This window comes from Vibrio sp. Sgm 5 (assembly GCF_026241575.1).
Classification (GTDB): Bacteria; Pseudomonadota; Gammaproteobacteria; order Enterobacterales; family Vibrionaceae; genus Vibrio; species Vibrio jasicida.
Map to the genome: position 1 here is coordinate 13,176 of NZ_JAPHPY010000045.1, position 15,695 is coordinate 28,870.

Consider the following 15,695-nt stretch of genomic DNA (forward strand, 5'->3'; position numbering starts at 1 on the left):
TGAGTGAAAAACATTCAGTTCGATAAGGGCAAGCTGAAATTGTCGACAATAAAAAACCAATAAATTCAGCAAGTAAAAAGAATTTGGGAGCACAACAGCTCCCTACTTGGGTTTAATTTGCTAACGAACGGTCGGATTTGCCTAGTTGACCAGCTTGTAGGTTAAGTCTTTTTCATCCAACAAACCGGATTCAACGAGGTTTCTCTCCAACATCATATCTTGCAGTTGTTTGAGCGAGTTGATGTTGCCGTAACTACGGCGGATCTGGTCAAACGCTTCTTCTAGTTGCGGTAAGTTTTGTGCATTCATCTGATCAGTCGTTGCTTCAGAAGCCGCCAAGAACCACTCCACATCCTTGGTGATTTCTTGCACTTGAATCAGGCTTTCACGCAATTTCGCTTGGTAGTGCTCCACCTCTTTGATAGTAGAAAAGAACTCCGTCCAAGCTTGCATGTTATCGATAGCCGATGTGGAAGACATGGTGGTTTTGTTGAGTTTCACACGGGATTCATTGATCGCCTCTTTAAGCTTGAATAAACGCAAACTGAGCTCATCAGAACGCTTTGGTAACAACTTCACCTCGTACTTCACTAGCTTACGAATCGCATGAATGTGTTCATCACGCTTACGCGCAGAAAGCGCCAAGAACTCGTGATCGACTTTTCCTACCGAGTTAGTTTTAAGTTGCTTGCGAGCAGATTCAATTTTTTTGTTAAGAAGAGATTTAACCCCTTTCTTTGAGCCTTCTTCCCACGCTTTGAGAGAAGCGGCTTTTAACGCGGCACCACCTGCAACTTCCAAAAGGGCAGCCCCCTCTTTCGAGCCGGGAAATGGAATCATCCCGATACCAGTCCTTACCCCTTTTTGCGCAATATCCATCGCGACCATTTTCTTGTCACGTTTTACCCAGTTCTTTGCAGATTGGTATTTATTACCGAATTTCCTCGCCCAACTTTTGTGATATGACTTACTGTCCTTTTCTACATTTTGCAAAAATTCTTTCGCCATCTTTTTTGCATTTTGACTCGCCATAAAGAACTCCTTTTCTTTTAATAAATCGAATAGCGAATAAGATCTAATACTGCTATTTTTTGAGTAATTCGATTAATAATAGTATTTATATTTCAAATTTTTATTATTGAAAAGTTCAAGCATAAGGATATGCAATGGCTGATAAATACAGCAGTTCGGCTAGTTTGATGTCTGCAAAAGACTCAAGTAATCAAGAACATATCATAAGTAATGCAACAATAAAGCAAGCCTTATCAGAGCCTTTTGAAATCAAAGCAATGCTGGTATCCAGTGGCTTTGACATGCAAGATCAACTAGGTCAGTTCCTTACTATAAACCGTTATTTCAACGAATCTGGCAGCAATACACTCAATCGTTCCTACAATGGAGTTGTGACATTGATCCAACATTTAGGAATGGATTCTAATTTGCAGAACCACCAATACGAAATAACGCTTAAACCTTGGTTTTGGTTATTAAAACACACACATTCTTTCCGGGTTTATCAAAATCAATCCACACAAGAAATTGTCAGTGATATTTTCGATAACGCTGGTTTCAAAGGAAACTATAAAATATCCAGCATGCCTTCGACCAAGCGTGAATATTGTTTGCAATATAACGAATCGGATTTTGACTTCGTTTCTCGTCTGCTCGCTGAGGAAGGCGTTCATTATTATTTTGAGCATGCGAGTGGTTCACACACTATGATTTTGCAAGATGCTCAAACTCCATTTGATAAAGCCAGCACTGCAAAATTTGATATGAAGGAAACGCCGACAGGCTCACTTCCTTTGCTTGAAGATTGGTGCCCTACCGTTGCCTTTCATGGCGCGAGTGTTGAGCTATCAAGCTACGATTATTCGCAGACGAAACTCATCACCAGCGGTAGTAAAACCTCCAGTAACACCATTGCCAATAACACTAAACTCGCCAACACGCGTTACCCGACTTTGGGTATCAGTGGTGACATGACGGATCTCTCAAGCAATCTGGCCAAACGTCGAATCGAGTATGTTGAACAGGATTACCAAAGTGTCATTGCCAGCGCAAAACATGATCTCTTTGAGCTCGGTACTTACTTCTCGCTCTCAAGCCATCTAGACAAAGATCAACTTGGTGACTTTTCTGTCATCAGTATGGAAGTGGAATACACTGAAAATGCACAGAGCAGCACCAGACTGAAAGTGATTCCAAAAGATACTCCTCACTACCCGCAACCTCGCTCAAAACAAGTGGTTCAGGGTTTACAGAGCGCAGTCGTTGCTGGCTCAACCGCGGGTGATATTAATCAGGACGAACAAGGTCGTGTGCGTATTCAGTTCCAATGGGATACAGACGCAAGTGGTGACAAAACCAGTTGTTATGTTCGTGTCGCACAAATGCTTGCGGGAAGTGGTTACGGTGCTCAATTTGTGCCGCGTGCCGGGCAAGAAGTTCTGGTCTCTTTCATCGACGGCGATCCAGATAGACCAATCATCACAGGCAGCGTTTACAACAGCAAAAATGCACCGCCATACGCAGAAGCCAATACAACAAAGTCTGGCATCAAAACCCAACTTTCTGGACAGAGTAACGAGCTCTACTTCGATGACAAAAAAGACAATGAATTGCTTTACCTTCATGCAGCCAAAGACCTGACACAAGAAGTTGAAAACAACCAAACCGAAACCATCAAGGGTGAATTGAGCCAGACAGTCACCAAAACGGTATCAGTGTCGACAGAAGACAACTACTCCCTGAGCGTAACCAAAGCACTGAGCGAAAAAGCTAAGTCGATTTCGATTGAAGCTGACGATTCTATCGAGCTCAAAGTTGGCTCAAGCAAAATAACCCTGTCCTCATCATCCATTGCCATTGAAGCAACCAATATCGACGTCAAAGCCAGCAGCGCGCTGAGTTTGGAAGGGACCAACGTCACCAGCAAAGCCACTTCAGCCAACAAGGTTTCAGGCACCACGACAGCGCTTGATGCAACCAGTTCAAACAGCATTTCTGGCCTGAGTATTTCCATCAAAGCGGACACCACGCTCTCTGCTGAAGGCTCTTTGAGTGCGGAGTTTAAATCGGGTCTCAAAGCGACATTTGATGGCGGTGTAATGGGTGAAGTGAAAGGCGCAATTGTAAAGGTTAACTAATGAAATATAAGAAGATTCCATACCAAACGGCAGAGCAAATACTACCGAGATTCAAAGCCAGTGACGAGGCTAAAGCGCTACTCGACGAAGAAACCAGCATCAGTGATGCAATTCAATCACTCACAGACAAAGAGCTCTACAACGATCTCGTACAGTTTTTGACGCACGCTCTACCCGTCCGTGAAGCCATCTGGTGGGGAGCACTGTGTTTAAATCAACGTAATCAAGAATGGTCACCACTTCAAAAGCAGAGTGTCGAAACGTGTATGGCTTGGGTGCGTTCACCCTCCGAAGAATTGCGCCGCAAAGCCGAACATCTCTCTCATCGATTGGAACTTAATTGCGGCCCATCTTGGCTTGCTCAAGCGGTATTTTGGAATGGTTCTGGCAGCATCGTTGCACCAGATATTCCACCCGTTATGCCTGATCCATTTCTGTACGCCAAAGCGACTGCAGGAGCGATCAATCACGCAGCCGCCCTTCCTGAATGGGACAAAACTAAACCTTACTATCAAGCCGCAATCGCCATGGCTCTGAATATTGCTGCAGGCGGTCAAGGCACTTCAGATAACCAATCACAAACTGCAGTACAAGGAGAAGTACGATGACGTTACCTGCTGCTCGTATCACTGACATGCATGTATGTCCGATGCAGACACCAGCAACCCCACCAATTCCTCATGTGGGTGGTCCGGTCACCGGTCCTGGAGCTCCAACCGTACTGATCGGTAGCTTACCTGCTGCCACAATGAGTGATGTCTGTGTTTGCGTTGGAACCCCGGATTCTATCGCGATGGGAAGCACGACCGTGCTATTAAGCAATAAGCCTGCAGCCCGAATGGGAGACACGACGTCTCACGGCGGAAGTATCGTTGCAGGAATGCCCACCGTGCTTATAGGGGGATAAAACCCCTTTATAAATCAGGACATTATATTGATAGATGTATTCCTCCGACCAATTTTTTGGATCAACATCTTACTTTTTATTAAATAGTTAATTTTTCTCAGCTATTTCAGAAAATTCTCACTAGACTCAAGTTTACAAACTATGAAACCAGAGTAATGGATTTATCTCTGACTTAATAAAACAATAATTCATGGATTGAATATGGTTAATATTGATAGTCTTTTGGCTCCGATCACAGATGGCTCGCCAAGTGGTGTCTATCTGAAGCTTGATAGAAGTGCCTATCGAGCACTTAGAAACAGTTACAATGCCGCGCAATCATCGTTTCGCCAATTGGTTGAAACTCCTGATGCATCCAGTGATCAAGCACTGCTTGAAAGCAATGATGACAACTGGGCGCAGTTGCGTACTGCGACATACCACGCCCTCACCCAGTCGAGCAAAGACTTGGAGCTGCTAGGTTGGTATATCACCAGTCAGTTGTTCACCGACGCTCCCTATCGAAATCTTGACGACGCGACGCAAGTGCTTCTAAGCACCGTGGATCAGTTTTGGGACTCGCTCAATCCGTTCCTTCCTGAAGACAAACTAAAAAGCGCAGAAGAGTCCGGCATCGCAAGAGAACGAGCCGAGTTCCGAATGAAACCTCTGCTACAGCTTGTCGGCGAAACTCACGATACCACTGCCCTGTATATGCCTTTGCAGTTGATTGGCTTGATTGACGATATCACCTTTGGTGATTACCTACGCGCAGAGCGCAACGGTTCGCTTGGCGAAATCAAAACTAAAGCGCAAAACCTCTTCAACGCTGACACGCAAGACACCTTAATGGATTTGGCGCAAACCTATCAAAATCTTGATGCTATAGAACAAGCTATCGCTCAACAGTGCCAACCCGTTAATGCAACTCCTGTAAGTTTCAAATTCATCAAAGAAAACATCGCGGAGCTGATTAACGCGATCCGTTATCTCACTGAAGACAAGTTTTCTAAATGGCCGCTAGATGATCAATTTAGATTGATTGCCGAAGAAGCCCAGGCTCCCCCCATCGTATCAAACTCTCCTGAAACAACCTATCAGGCAACTGAAAATGCAGAAGTAGCACCAGCCTCATCAGAGCCAGAAGCAGAACAAATTACGACGACGCCGTTGCTAGAGCCGACTCCTTCAAATGAAACACACCAGCCAGCGGCACCAACTACGATGAATATCGCTGGCCAGATCCAAAATCGCGACCACGCTTTTCATGAACTTAGAAAGCTCGCCGATTACTTCAAACAAACCGAGCCACACAGCCCTGTTCCGTTCTTGTTAGAGCGCGCGATTCGATGGGGTTATCTAAGCTTGCCAGAACTACTCCAAGAAATGACAGGCGGCAACAGCCAAGTTCTGAGTCATATCAATCAACTCACCGGAATGGACAACTTAGAACAAACCATTCTGAAGACAATTCCTGAACCACAATCAGTGCCAGAGTCGGTTCCGACCGTACCACCAGCGACTGAGGTTCAAACTGCCTCTAATGAGGAGTCTCAAAGTGCAACGTCAATTGAACCTACAACGTCAGAGCAAAGCGACACTCCTAATACAACCAACCAACCAGAAGTAAAAACTACTCAATCGTCGAGCGGTATTACCGATTTCGAGTGGTGAAGCAAAAAATGCTAATAAGCAAAGGAGAACCAAATGGCTTCTATTTACATGAGAATTGATGGCACTACACCAAAAGGTGCTGCAACGGTGGATAAGATCGGTGGCAAAGATGGATTTTTTGCTATTGATACAGTGAACTGGAGTGCCGTTCGTGGCGTTGGCATCGACGTCGGTAACGCGAACAACGCAGACCAAGGCATGGTCGCGCTAGGTGAAGTGAACATCACTCGTGGCTGTGATGGTGCAACGCCTTACCTAACAACGTTCCTATACGCGCCAGGTGGTGAAGGTAAAACCATCGAGATCGTGATGACTAAGCCAAACCGTGAAGGTTCTGGTGCAGATCCATACCTAATCCTGACACTGAGCGCAGCACGTATGTCGAGCTACAACATGGGCGCGTCGGATGGTCACCTACCAAATGAATCGTTCAGCCTGACATACACCGAGATTTCGAAAGCGTACTACATCGAAGGCGAAGGCGGCAAAATCGAGAAAGGTCCTGAAGTGGGCTTTGACGCGACGACAGCGAAAGTTACTTCGACAGCTTCTTAATGGAATAAGGAGATACCATTATGGCACTGAACTCCCAACACAAGCGAGTTAGCAAAAACCGTGTAAGTATTACTTACGATGTCGAGACGAATGGCGCAGTAGAAACCAAAGAACTCCCTTTTGTGGTGGGAGTCGTCGGTGATTATTCGGGTCACAAGCAAGACAAAGAAGACGTGGAAGATCGCACCTTCTATAACGTCGACAAAGACAACTTCGATACTGTCATGAAGCGTGTTGGCCCTGAGTTATCACTCAAAGTGGACAACGTTTTGGTTGATGACGACAGCCAAATCGAAGCGAGTCTGAAATTCTCATCAATGAAAGATTTCGAGCCTGAAGCCATCGTTGAGCAAGTTGAACCGCTCAAGAAGCTTGTTGAGACTCGTAACCAACTCAAAGTACTGCTTTCAAAAGCGGACCGTTCTCGTGATCTAGAGAAACTACTCAAGGAAGTGCTGCAAAGTGCAGACACCATCAACGCCCTTTCCGATGAGCTAGGTATCCAGAAAGAAGGAGCAGAATAATGACGACGGAAGTTGAAAACCAACCACAAGCAGAAGCGGCTGAAGCTTCGTTGAGCTTTCTGGATCGTGCAATCGAAGCGACCACACAAACGCCAGCGGACACAACAAAAGAACTGTTCTCAGTATTGGCAGAGCAAGCGCTAAGCGGCACAGTAACATGGGACAAGAACGTCACCAAAACGATTGAAAATGCCATCGTAGAGATCGACAAAAAGCTTTCTAAACAGCTATCGAAAGTCATGCAAGAAAATGACTTCCAAAAGCTAGAAGGTTCATGGCGTGGTCTGCAAAATCTGGTTAAAGAGAGCGATCTAGGGCGCTCACTGAAAATTAAAATGGTCGACTACACCAAAGACGAGCTGCTTGATCAATTTGAAGATGCGCCAGCCATCGACCGTAGCCCACTGTTTAACGCGGTATACCAAGGCGAATACGGCACAGCAGGTGGTGAACCATACGGCACCTTCATCGGTGACTACGAGTTCAGCGCAAAAGATGAAGACGTCGCCCTACTACGCTACATGGGCGAAGTAGCCGCTGCGTGTCACGCTCCGTTCGTTGCCGCAGCAAACGCAGAAATGTTTGAGTTCAATGACTTCACTACCTTCGAAGAAGGCAAACCGGTCGCGGCTGGTTTTGATTCTCCGGCTTACGCTGCATGGAACTCGTTCCGTGAAAGTGACGACGCGCGCTACGTAACGCTAACACTACCTCGCACACTGGCTCGCCTTCCTTACGGTGAGAAAGGTCTTGGCACCAAGCTGTTTAGCTACGAAGAGTTAAACACTGACCAAGATGGCAACCCGAATCCATCAAGCAATGATGAGTTGGTTTGGTCAAATGCCGCTTACGAGTTGGGTCTGAAAATGACGCAAGCGTTCACAGCGTACGGTTGGTGTACAGCGATTCGCGGTCTGGATAACGGTGGTAAAGTAGAAAACCTACCAAACCTAACGTACAAGACCGAAGCTGGCGACTTGGTTCAGAAATGTCCAACAGAAGTGAACCTAACCGACGAACGCGAGAAAGAGTTAAGTGACCTAGGCTTCTTGCCACTGGTTCACTACAAGAACTCAAACTACGGCGTGTTCATCGGCGGTCAAACAACGCAGCAACCGAAGACGTACACAGATCCAGATGCAACAGCAAACGCAGCGATTTCAGCGCGTCTTCCTTACATCATGGCAAGTGGTCGCATCGCTCACTACTTGAAAGTCATGGGTCGCGACAAGCTAGGTTCGAATCTAGAAGCGCCAGACATTCAACGTGAACTGCAATTGTGGATCGATCAATACACCAACGCAGGTGCAATTGGTAACGATCAACGAGCGAAAACACCATTGGCAGAGTCTCGTATTGAAGTGGTTGAACAACCGGGCAAACCGGGCGCGTATTCAGCCGTTGCTCACCTAAGACCTTGGCTACAACTTGAAGAACTGACTACGTCGGTTCGCATGGTAGCGAAGATCCCAGGTTAATACCGATCACAGTAAGTAAGTGGTCAGAGTTAGCGCAGGAATAATGCTTGAGAACAAGGCTAAAATTTTTGATAAGTAGTTATTCTACAATCAACTTACTTTAAACGAAAAGTTAACGAAGTTATCGAGCGTTATAACCAGCTAGAATGACCAGTTATTTACTACGATTGGTATACGCATGATAAAGCTTGGTCGAAGTAGGATGCTTCGACCAAGCCAATTCGATTTAGGTCACAAGGATAGTATGAGTAAGATTTATCACTCAGGTTGGCAGACCCAATTTACACAGCTAGACGATAAAGACAGCGACTTTTTACAAGAGGCGCTCTCTTTACTGTCTCAAGTGTCTCGCTCCGCGCTAGACAATTCCGATGCGCTTATCACACATGTTTCGCGCTTGATTGCAGAGATTGACTATAAGCTCTCGAAACAGATGGATGAATTACTGCATCATCCAGAATTTGAGGCACTGCAAACCAATTGGCTAGGGCTTCAAGGCTTAGCCACCCTGCCCGTTAATTACCAACGCACTCAACTCAAGCTTCTCAATATGAGTTGGGAAGAAGTGTCTTCAGACGTCAATCAAGCCTACAGCACCAAAACGTCCGAGTTGTACAACAAGATCGGCAACCAAGAGTTAAACACCTTGGGCGGACATCCATTCGGCTGCTTGTTGTTCACACAGCCAGTAGCAGCAGATATGGATTTCGAATCTGACTACGATGATTTGTTCACCGTCGAGCTATTGAGCCGCTTGGGTGAAGCGACGTTATGCCCAATGCTATTTGCTCCTAATCGCGATTTCTTTGTCGAATCCGGCGCAGACTGGCTGTCTGATATCAACCGAATCGAGAAGATCCTTGCTAGTCCTGATTACCAATCGTGGCAGTCTTTACGCAGTAAGTCCTCTGCGCGTTTTGTCGGTTTAGTGATGCCAGAAATGTGTATGCGTACACACTATCAAAACGCCAAAGTGGGATTCATCTACAACGAGAAGCAAAACGGGCTTTGGGGCAATGCGGGCTTTGCGTTTGTATCTACCATTATGCGAGAACATCAACGTGTGAGTTGGTTTGGCTTCTTGAAATCTCGCTGGAACGACAACAACCAAGGTGCCGTGGTCAATCAAAGCCAAAGCGATAGCCATTTTCTGATTCAACCACAAACCAAAGTGACTTTGTTTGGGCAACTGTCGACCTTCTACAGTCGCAGCGGTTTTATCCCTCTTACTAAGAGCCCTTTGACCGATAAGTTTTACTTCAATGGTAACAATTCGATTTGGCACAACAGCGAGTCTGATAACGAGAAAGTCCTCACTCAAATCCAAACCTCGTTGATGTCTTGCCGTATTGCACATTATCTCAAAGTACAAGTACGCGAAATGATCGGCAGCTTCAAAACAGCTGCTGAGTGTGAGTTGTTCCTCTCCCAATGGGTTGAAAAATTCTCTAGTAACGTTGCGTACGCCAACGAAGAAACCCTATCAAAATACCCTTTGAGTTTTGCAAAGATCAGCGTGTGCGACTCTGACCATCATCCGGGCAATTTCGTCTGTACATTGCGTATCGTCCCGCAGTATCAATACGACCATTTCAGTGGCGAAGTGGTGCTGACAACAGAATTGGATGAGGTGGCGTAATGAGTTTTTGGCGTACCTTTGTGCAAACTGCCCCTACGACTCGTCGAGATGATATCGAGGACATCAAATATCACCTGACTCGTCTGTTCGATTCGGAAGCGTCACTGATGAGCATTGATGATCGTTTAACCGAAGTACAGCGCTCTAACTACCGTTTTGGCATCGAGGATGTGCACCTATTGAGTGCCAGTCTCGACCACCAGCAATTAGCCCTCAAACTAGAAAACTACATTCGACATTTCGAGCCACGCCTAAGCCAAGTCATGGTTGAACTTGTTGAACGTAAAGCGGGAGAAAACACCATCGCTTTCAATATCGTCGCCAAAGCCAAAACGGCACAGGGCGAAAAAGAGCTGATTTTTGATTCCAAGATTTCATTAAGCGACATGACTACCGATATGAAGGAGGATTTGTATGAGTGATCCTCTACTGCGTTATTACGAACAAGAGCTGACTTTTGTCCGCCGAGCCCTCGGTCAATTTGGTTCTGAACATCCAGAACACGCACAACGCCTCAATATTCATCAGGGACAAATCGAAGATCCAAGTTTGGCTCGCTTATTGGATGGCGTGGCACTACTGAATGCCAACGTTGAAAAACGTCTATCTGAGCAAATCCCTGAAGTTGTCGAAGGACTACTTGGCGTACTCTACCCAAGTTACATTCAAACGGTGCCAAGTGTAGCGTATCTAGAAATGAGCACAGACGCGTCTTCCACAGACAGCACGACGCTTCCCAAAGGCACACGCTTTTCTTCCGAATCGCAAGGAAAAACATGTTTGTTCACCACAACGGATGAACTCAAAACGACACCATTTTCACTGATTGACACCAAGGCAAGCAGCGCGCCTTTTGACTTCAATCGCCCTCAAGGAAGTGAACAAACTACCGCCGTTATTCAGCTCACTTTGTCTACTGGCGATGATGATGTGCACTTCAGTCAATTAGCGTTAGAAGATCTCGACTTCTTCGTTCAAGGTTTCGAGAACAATGCCGATTCCTTGGTTGAACTGCTGCTCAGTGAAGCGCGTGCAATATCGATTTCCGACATCAATGGTGAGAATCATGCCGTCTTGGCTGCCAATCAGCTAAAGAGCCGAATCAGCGATAAGCAGTTTCAATTTCTGCCACAAAAAGGCAATCAATTTTCTGGCTACCATTTGATGAACGAATTTTTCTTCTTCAAAGAGAAACGTCAGTTCTTCCGTCTTAAAGGCTTTGGTGAAGCCTGTCAGCAACATGATTGCGCCACTGTGGTATTAAACCTATTTATGCACTCTTTGCCGATGGAGTTTATCCGTCTTTTTGACAATCAAGTGTTTAAGCTCAATGTCGTGCCTGCGGTTAACCTCTTCGAGCAGACGGGCGAACCAACCAGTTATGACCAACGCAGCTTGACAATCTCCGTTAATGCCGATGCGCATACCGATAACGAGATTCAAGTGGTCGACATTTTGGATGTGTTTGAGATTACGTCGAGCGGTCAAAAACTGCTGACACCACTGTTTAAAGACAGTTACCAGAGCGACCCACATTGCGATTACTGGCAAAGCCGAAAAGATTCCACAGGTGAACTGCGATTGGCGATCAGCCTAAACGCCAACCAAGAGCTCGAATTCAATAAACTCTATGGCACTCGCCTTCTTTGTACCAATGGCAAACAAGCATGCACCATCAACGGTGAGATGACTTGTTTAGAGCCGATCGATTTACCCGGCGATTTTCATTCTCTCTACCCGCCGTCGGCTCCGATAGAACGCGAATCTGATGCCAATATGCACTGGCAATTTATCGGACTACTGAACAGTAACTTCTCGTCACTTTTGCACTCCGAAGATCCTACTCAGCAGCTTAAGCAAATGCTGCAATTGTGTAGCCGCAACCAGTTGGTTAGCGATGAAATTCAGATGATTCAGTCAGTAAAAGTGCGCTCGCAGGTTTCATCAATGCGTATTCTTGGCAAGAATGTCTTCTCTCCGGGCACAGAGATTGAAATCACTCTCGATACGTCTGGCAACTATCTGACTTTCACCGATGTGTTGAATCGCTTCTTCCAACAGTTCTGTAGTTTTGATCGCTACATTCAGCTCACAATTCGTCTTTATGGCAAAGATGGCATTGCGAGGCGTTATCCAAAAATCCACGGGAGCCAGCGCTCGATGTAGCGTGGAAGATAGATGATGTCGATGTCACTGATTAACGATTTGAAAGCGAACCCACATGAGTACGACTTTGCTCAAGCAATGCGATTGCTGATGCAAATGGCAAAACGCTCTGGGCACAAGCTGAAGTTAGAGCTCAAAGCAGAAGCCATGCCTCATGGTGATGCCGACGATATTCAGTACTTTTCGTTCAGTGACCATAGCGCCAAAGTTCGTATTGCGCAGCAAGCACTATCTGGCGCACAAGGGGTTATCCCAAACTACATCTATGAGGAATTGTTGTTTGCACTGCATAACGACGATCACGCACTCAAGGACTTTTTAGACGTATTCAATCAACGCCATTTTGAACTTGCCGCGCAGCTAGAACTTGCCCCTCACCTCTTGGTGCAGAAAGAGTTGGCAAAAGAAAAAACCGACCTACTCAAACAACTGGCGAACCTGAAACACGAACACGGCGCACTGTTCCAGTATTCGCTGTTGTTCGCTCAAGGGCATCGTAACTTAGAAACGTTAGAGCAGATCCTTAACGACTACTTCCCTTACCAAATCGATGTGTCGACTAAGAGCCATGAACGTCGCCAGTTACCCGCTAGTTCTCTTACCCGTTTAGGACAGAAAGACGACTATAACAGCGGAATCGGACAGGGTTTCCTCATTGGCAAAACGTGCATGACTTACAACCAACATTTGGTGGTGAGTATCCAGCCTGCCAACCGCAAAGAACTGCATCAAATTCATCGAGATACTCAGTTGGCGAGCCACATGCGCCAGCTCATTCAACATTATTTACGAGACGCTACGCCGATTTCTATTTATCTCAACGTTAAGCGTGCGTATCTCGAAAAACCAAGGCTGTCTGCTCAACCAGACCAAGCCGCGAAATTGGGTGAAGTGGATTGCCTCGCCCCAGAACGTAAACCTACAGAGCGGATTCGTATTCTTCTGAAATAGCTAGGTAGACACCGCGACGACAAAGAAGGTTATCGCGCAAAAGACAAGGATAAGGTTATGACACAAGTAACGCTGACAAATTTAGTCGCCAAGTTATCGCCAGAATTAAAACGTGCATTGGAAGCTTCTGCGGGTGCAGCTATGAACCAAGGCGTTGCTGCCATTGAGCCGGAACATTGGCTGCTCACGCTATTGAATCAGCAAGACACACATTTAAAAACTCTGATTGAAAGTCAGAAGATCAACCAAGATCAATTTGCCAGTGAACTAGCAAATCGCATCGAGCGCTTACCAAAAGTACAAGACAGCCAACCAACGCTCAGCCATGCACTGACTGAACTACTCAAAGACGCTTGGATGATTGCCTCCGTTAACTATGGTCATGGTGAAATCATCAGCCTGCATCTCGTTCAAGCGCTGCTGCAACAGAATGTCATGGGCGTATCGAGCAACAATCTCGAATCACTACAGAACGTGTCGACCGAGTCACTGCAAGGTTTAATCAATAAAACGCCGGTGAAGCGAGCAACACAACAAAGCGCAGGTGAAGCAAGTTCAGCCGCAAACACAGCAAGCGCGAACGACGCATTAAGCAAGTACACCATCAACCTGACTCAACAAGCGATTGAAGGCAATATCGACCCGATTTCTGGGCGTAATTCTGAAGTGAGAAAAGCCATCGACATTCTTTGTCGTAAACGCCAGAACAATCCTATTTTTGTTGGTGAGCCGGGTGTGGGTAAAACCGCTGTCGTTGAAGGCTTAGCGCTGAGAATCGCAGCAGATGAAGTGCCAAGTGCGTTGCAAGGCGTTCAACTCCATTCGCTTGACTTAGGTTTATTACAAGCAGGAGCAAGCGTAAAAGGCGAATTTGAAAACCGCCTTAAAGACGTCATCAATGAAGTGAAAAACAGCGATGTACCAATCATTGTATTTATTGACGAAGCACATACGCTTATCGGGGCTGGTGGTGCAGCAGGACAAAACGATGCTGCCAACCTATTGAAACCGGCTCTTGCGCGTGGTGAGTTCAAAACCATTGCCGCAACAACATGGGCAGAATACAAAAAGTACTTCGAGAAAGATCCAGCTTTGACTCGCCGTTTCCAAGTCGTCACGGTAGAAGAGCCAAATGCAGAAGATGCCAAACAAATGCTGCGAGGCATTGCGGCTTCATTGCAAAACCACCACGGCGCATTTATTACAGAATCCGCTATTGATGCCGCGGTCAACCTATCTATTCGTTACTTACCTTCTCGCCAATTGCCAGATAAAGCGATCAGCCTGCTAGACACGGCTAGTGCGCGTATTGCATTAACTCAAGGTGCGAAACCAGAAGTGATTGAAGCGTTAGAGCAAACCATTCGTTATCAACAAAACGAGCAGTCTGCTTTGGAGAAAGAGTTTGATTTGTTTGGCACAGGCGCAGAAGAGATCGCCGAATTGAAGCAAGAAATCACCACCAACCAATCTCAATTAGCTGACTACCAAACTCGTTGGGAGCAAGAGATTACCTTGGTTGATGAGATTAAAGCGCTTCAACAAAGCATCACAGAAAGTGAAACGCCGGACGACACTCAGCAAAGCCAGTTAAATGCCCTTCTCGACCAATTACGTGAGCTTCAAGGCGAAGAACCGTTAGTTAATGCGATGGTGGATGACGCGACCATTGCTCAAGTCATTTCCGGTTGGACAGGCATTCCCGTCGGCAACATGATGAGTGACGAAATCGCTCGCCTATTGTCACTGGAATCAGAGCTGGATAAACGCGTTATCGGTCAAAACGTGGCGAAGCAAGAACTGGCAAAAGCGATTCGAATCTCACGCGCTGGCTTAACAGATAATCGCAAGCCAATCGGTGTGTTCTTGATGTGTGGTCCAAGTGGTGTCGGTAAAACGGAAACCGCTATGGCGCTCGCTGAGCAGCTTTACGGAGGCAGCAACGATCTCACGGTTATCAACATGACCGAGTTTAAAGAAGAACACAAAATCTCAATGCTACTTGGCTCGCCTGCCGGCTATGTTGGCTTTGGTGAAGGTGGCGTGTTAACCGAGGCGATTCGCCGCAATCCCTACTCTGTCTTGCTTTTGGATGAGATGGAAAAAGCGCATCCGGGCGTTCATGACCTCTTCTATCAAATCTTCGATAAAGGACACATCAAAGACAGTGAAGGTCGCACGGTGGATTTCAAAAACACCTTAATCATCATGACTTCTAACGCTGCAGATCAAGCAATTTGCGATGTGTGTGATGAAAACGCCGAACGCATCAGCAACGATGAGCTACTCGAAGCAATTCGTCCCGATCTCCAACGCTACTTCAAACCAGCGTTCTTAGGGCGTACCACCATCGTGCCTTATTACCCACTCAACGATGATGAACTAGCGAAGATCACCGAAATCGCACTAAACCGCATTCGCAAAAAACTGGCAGAACAGTATCAAGCGAGCTTTACGTGGGATGCTGGTTTTGTGGATTTGGTTGTCAGCAAAAACACCGACCCTACGACAGGTGGTCGTGCGGTTGAGCAAATCATTAACCGCTCTTTGATGCCGAAATTGGCAGAAGAATGCATCGCGCGCCTGAGCGCACAACAACCGATTAGCCAAGTGACGGTCACCGCTGCGTCGACGCCACAGGGCTTTGAACTGGATATTCAGTAGTAACGAATC

13 protein-coding genes are annotated in these 15,695 nt (G+C 46.3%); 12 read left to right on the forward strand and 1 reads right to left on the reverse strand.

What is annotated here, in order from left to right; all coding sequences use genetic code 11:
* Window positions 1–141 precede the first annotated feature (141 nt).
* Window positions 142–1,032 carry a hypothetical protein gene (locus OQJ86_RS20460; protein ID WP_265989820.1) on the reverse strand — a complete coding sequence of 297 codons (891 nt, stop codon included), beginning with the start codon at window positions 1,030–1,032 and terminating at the stop codon, window positions 142–144.
* A 134-nt stretch (window positions 1,033–1,166) separates the two neighbouring features.
* On the opposite strand from OQJ86_RS20460, the gene OQJ86_RS20465 reads away from it, so the two are divergent.
* The 12 genes from OQJ86_RS20465 (at window position 1,167) to tssH (ending at window position 15,686) form a co-directional block, all read left to right on the forward strand.
* Window positions 1,167–3,149 (forward strand): type VI secretion system Vgr family protein, encoded by a 1,983-nt coding sequence (locus tag OQJ86_RS20465; protein ID WP_265989822.1) that lies wholly within the window; start codon window positions 1,167–1,169, stop codon window positions 3,147–3,149.
* Window positions 3,149–3,757 carry a DUF6931 family protein gene (locus OQJ86_RS20470; protein WP_265989824.1) on the forward strand — a complete coding sequence of 203 codons (609 nt, stop codon included), beginning with the start codon at window positions 3,149–3,151 and terminating at the stop codon, window positions 3,755–3,757. Before OQJ86_RS20465 ends, OQJ86_RS20470 begins: the two co-directional genes overlap by 1 nt.
* The gene (locus tag OQJ86_RS20475; RefSeq protein WP_265989826.1) at window positions 3,754–4,056 is read left to right on the forward strand and encodes a PAAR domain-containing protein; all 303 of its coding nucleotides are present in this window, start codon (window positions 3,754–3,756) and stop codon (window positions 4,054–4,056) included. Before OQJ86_RS20470 ends, OQJ86_RS20475 begins: the two co-directional genes overlap by 4 nt.
* Window positions 4,057–4,257: 201 nt before the next feature.
* Window positions 4,258–5,709 (forward strand): ImpA family type VI secretion system protein, encoded by a 1,452-nt coding sequence (locus OQJ86_RS20480; protein ID WP_265989828.1) that lies wholly within the window; start codon window positions 4,258–4,260, stop codon window positions 5,707–5,709.
* A gap of 33 nt (window positions 5,710–5,742) precedes the next feature.
* Entirely contained in the window at window positions 5,743–6,264 is a 522-nt protein-coding gene (locus OQJ86_RS20485) for a type VI secretion system tube protein Hcp (protein WP_005443647.1), read from the forward strand.
* A 20-nt stretch (window positions 6,265–6,284) separates the two neighbouring features.
* Window positions 6,285–6,788 (forward strand): type VI secretion system contractile sheath small subunit, encoded by a 504-nt coding sequence (gene tssB, locus OQJ86_RS20490; RefSeq protein WP_005443648.1) that lies wholly within the window; start codon window positions 6,285–6,287, stop codon window positions 6,786–6,788.
* Window positions 6,788–8,266, forward strand: a complete 1,479-nt coding sequence (gene tssC / locus OQJ86_RS20495; RefSeq protein ID WP_265989831.1) for a type VI secretion system contractile sheath large subunit — start codon at window positions 6,788–6,790, stop codon at window positions 8,264–8,266. The genes tssB and tssC overlap by 1 nt, the downstream gene beginning before the upstream one ends.
* Before the next feature lie 244 nt (window positions 8,267–8,510).
* Window positions 8,511–9,905, forward strand: coding sequence for a type VI secretion system contractile sheath domain-containing protein (locus OQJ86_RS20500; protein WP_265989834.1), 1,395 nt, complete (start codon window positions 8,511–8,513; stop codon window positions 9,903–9,905).
* Window positions 9,905–10,327 carry a type VI secretion system baseplate subunit TssE gene (gene tssE, locus OQJ86_RS20505; RefSeq protein ID WP_005451929.1) on the forward strand — a complete coding sequence of 141 codons (423 nt, stop codon included), beginning with the start codon at window positions 9,905–9,907 and terminating at the stop codon, window positions 10,325–10,327. Before OQJ86_RS20500 ends, tssE begins: the two co-directional genes overlap by 1 nt.
* Window positions 10,320–12,071 (forward strand): type VI secretion system baseplate subunit TssF, encoded by a 1,752-nt coding sequence (gene tssF, locus OQJ86_RS20510; RefSeq protein ID WP_265989836.1) that lies wholly within the window; start codon window positions 10,320–10,322, stop codon window positions 12,069–12,071. Before tssE ends, tssF begins: the two co-directional genes overlap by 8 nt.
* 12 nt (window positions 12,072–12,083) lie before the next feature.
* Window positions 12,084–13,022 (forward strand): type VI secretion system baseplate subunit TssG, encoded by a 939-nt coding sequence (locus tag OQJ86_RS20515; RefSeq protein ID WP_196298582.1) that lies wholly within the window; start codon window positions 12,084–12,086, stop codon window positions 13,020–13,022.
* A gap of 57 nt (window positions 13,023–13,079) precedes the next feature.
* Complete coding sequence (tssH, locus tag OQJ86_RS20520; protein WP_265989839.1) at window positions 13,080–15,686, forward strand: type VI secretion system ATPase TssH; 2,607 nt, start codon at window positions 13,080–13,082, stop codon at window positions 15,684–15,686.
* Window positions 15,687–15,695 lie beyond the last annotated feature (9 nt).

Excerpts from the sequence above, each read along its gene's own strand:
- OQJ86_RS20470 (WP_265989824.1), top strand. The coding sequence starts at position 3,149 with ATGAAATATAAGAAGATTCCATACCAAACGGCAGAGCAAATACTACCG.
- tssE (WP_005451929.1), top strand. The coding sequence starts at position 9,905 with ATGAGTTTTTGGCGTACCTTTGTGCAAACTGCCCCTACGACTCGTCGA.
- tssB (WP_005443648.1), top strand. The coding sequence starts at position 6,285 with ATGGCACTGAACTCCCAACACAAGCGAGTTAGCAAAAACCGTGTAAGT.
- OQJ86_RS20475 (WP_265989826.1), top strand. The coding sequence starts at position 3,754 with ATGACGTTACCTGCTGCTCGTATCACTGACATGCATGTATGTCCGATG.
- OQJ86_RS20460 (WP_265989820.1), bottom strand. The coding sequence starts at position 1,032 with ATGGCGAGTCAAAATGCAAAAAAGATGGCGAAAGAATTTTTGCAAAAT.
- tssH (WP_265989839.1), top strand. The coding sequence starts at position 13,080 with ATGACACAAGTAACGCTGACAAATTTAGTCGCCAAGTTATCGCCAGAA.
- OQJ86_RS20465 (WP_265989822.1), top strand. The coding sequence starts at position 1,167 with ATGGCTGATAAATACAGCAGTTCGGCTAGTTTGATGTCTGCAAAAGAC.
- OQJ86_RS20480 (WP_265989828.1), top strand. The coding sequence starts at position 4,258 with ATGGTTAATATTGATAGTCTTTTGGCTCCGATCACAGATGGCTCGCCA.
- OQJ86_RS20485 (WP_005443647.1), top strand. The coding sequence starts at position 5,743 with ATGGCTTCTATTTACATGAGAATTGATGGCACTACACCAAAAGGTGCT.
- OQJ86_RS20515 (WP_196298582.1), top strand. The coding sequence starts at position 12,084 with ATGATGTCGATGTCACTGATTAACGATTTGAAAGCGAACCCACATGAG.
- tssF (WP_265989836.1), top strand. The coding sequence starts at position 10,320 with ATGAGTGATCCTCTACTGCGTTATTACGAACAAGAGCTGACTTTTGTC.
- tssC (WP_265989831.1), top strand. The coding sequence starts at position 6,788 with ATGACGACGGAAGTTGAAAACCAACCACAAGCAGAAGCGGCTGAAGCT.
- OQJ86_RS20500 (WP_265989834.1), top strand. The coding sequence starts at position 8,511 with ATGAGTAAGATTTATCACTCAGGTTGGCAGACCCAATTTACACAGCTA.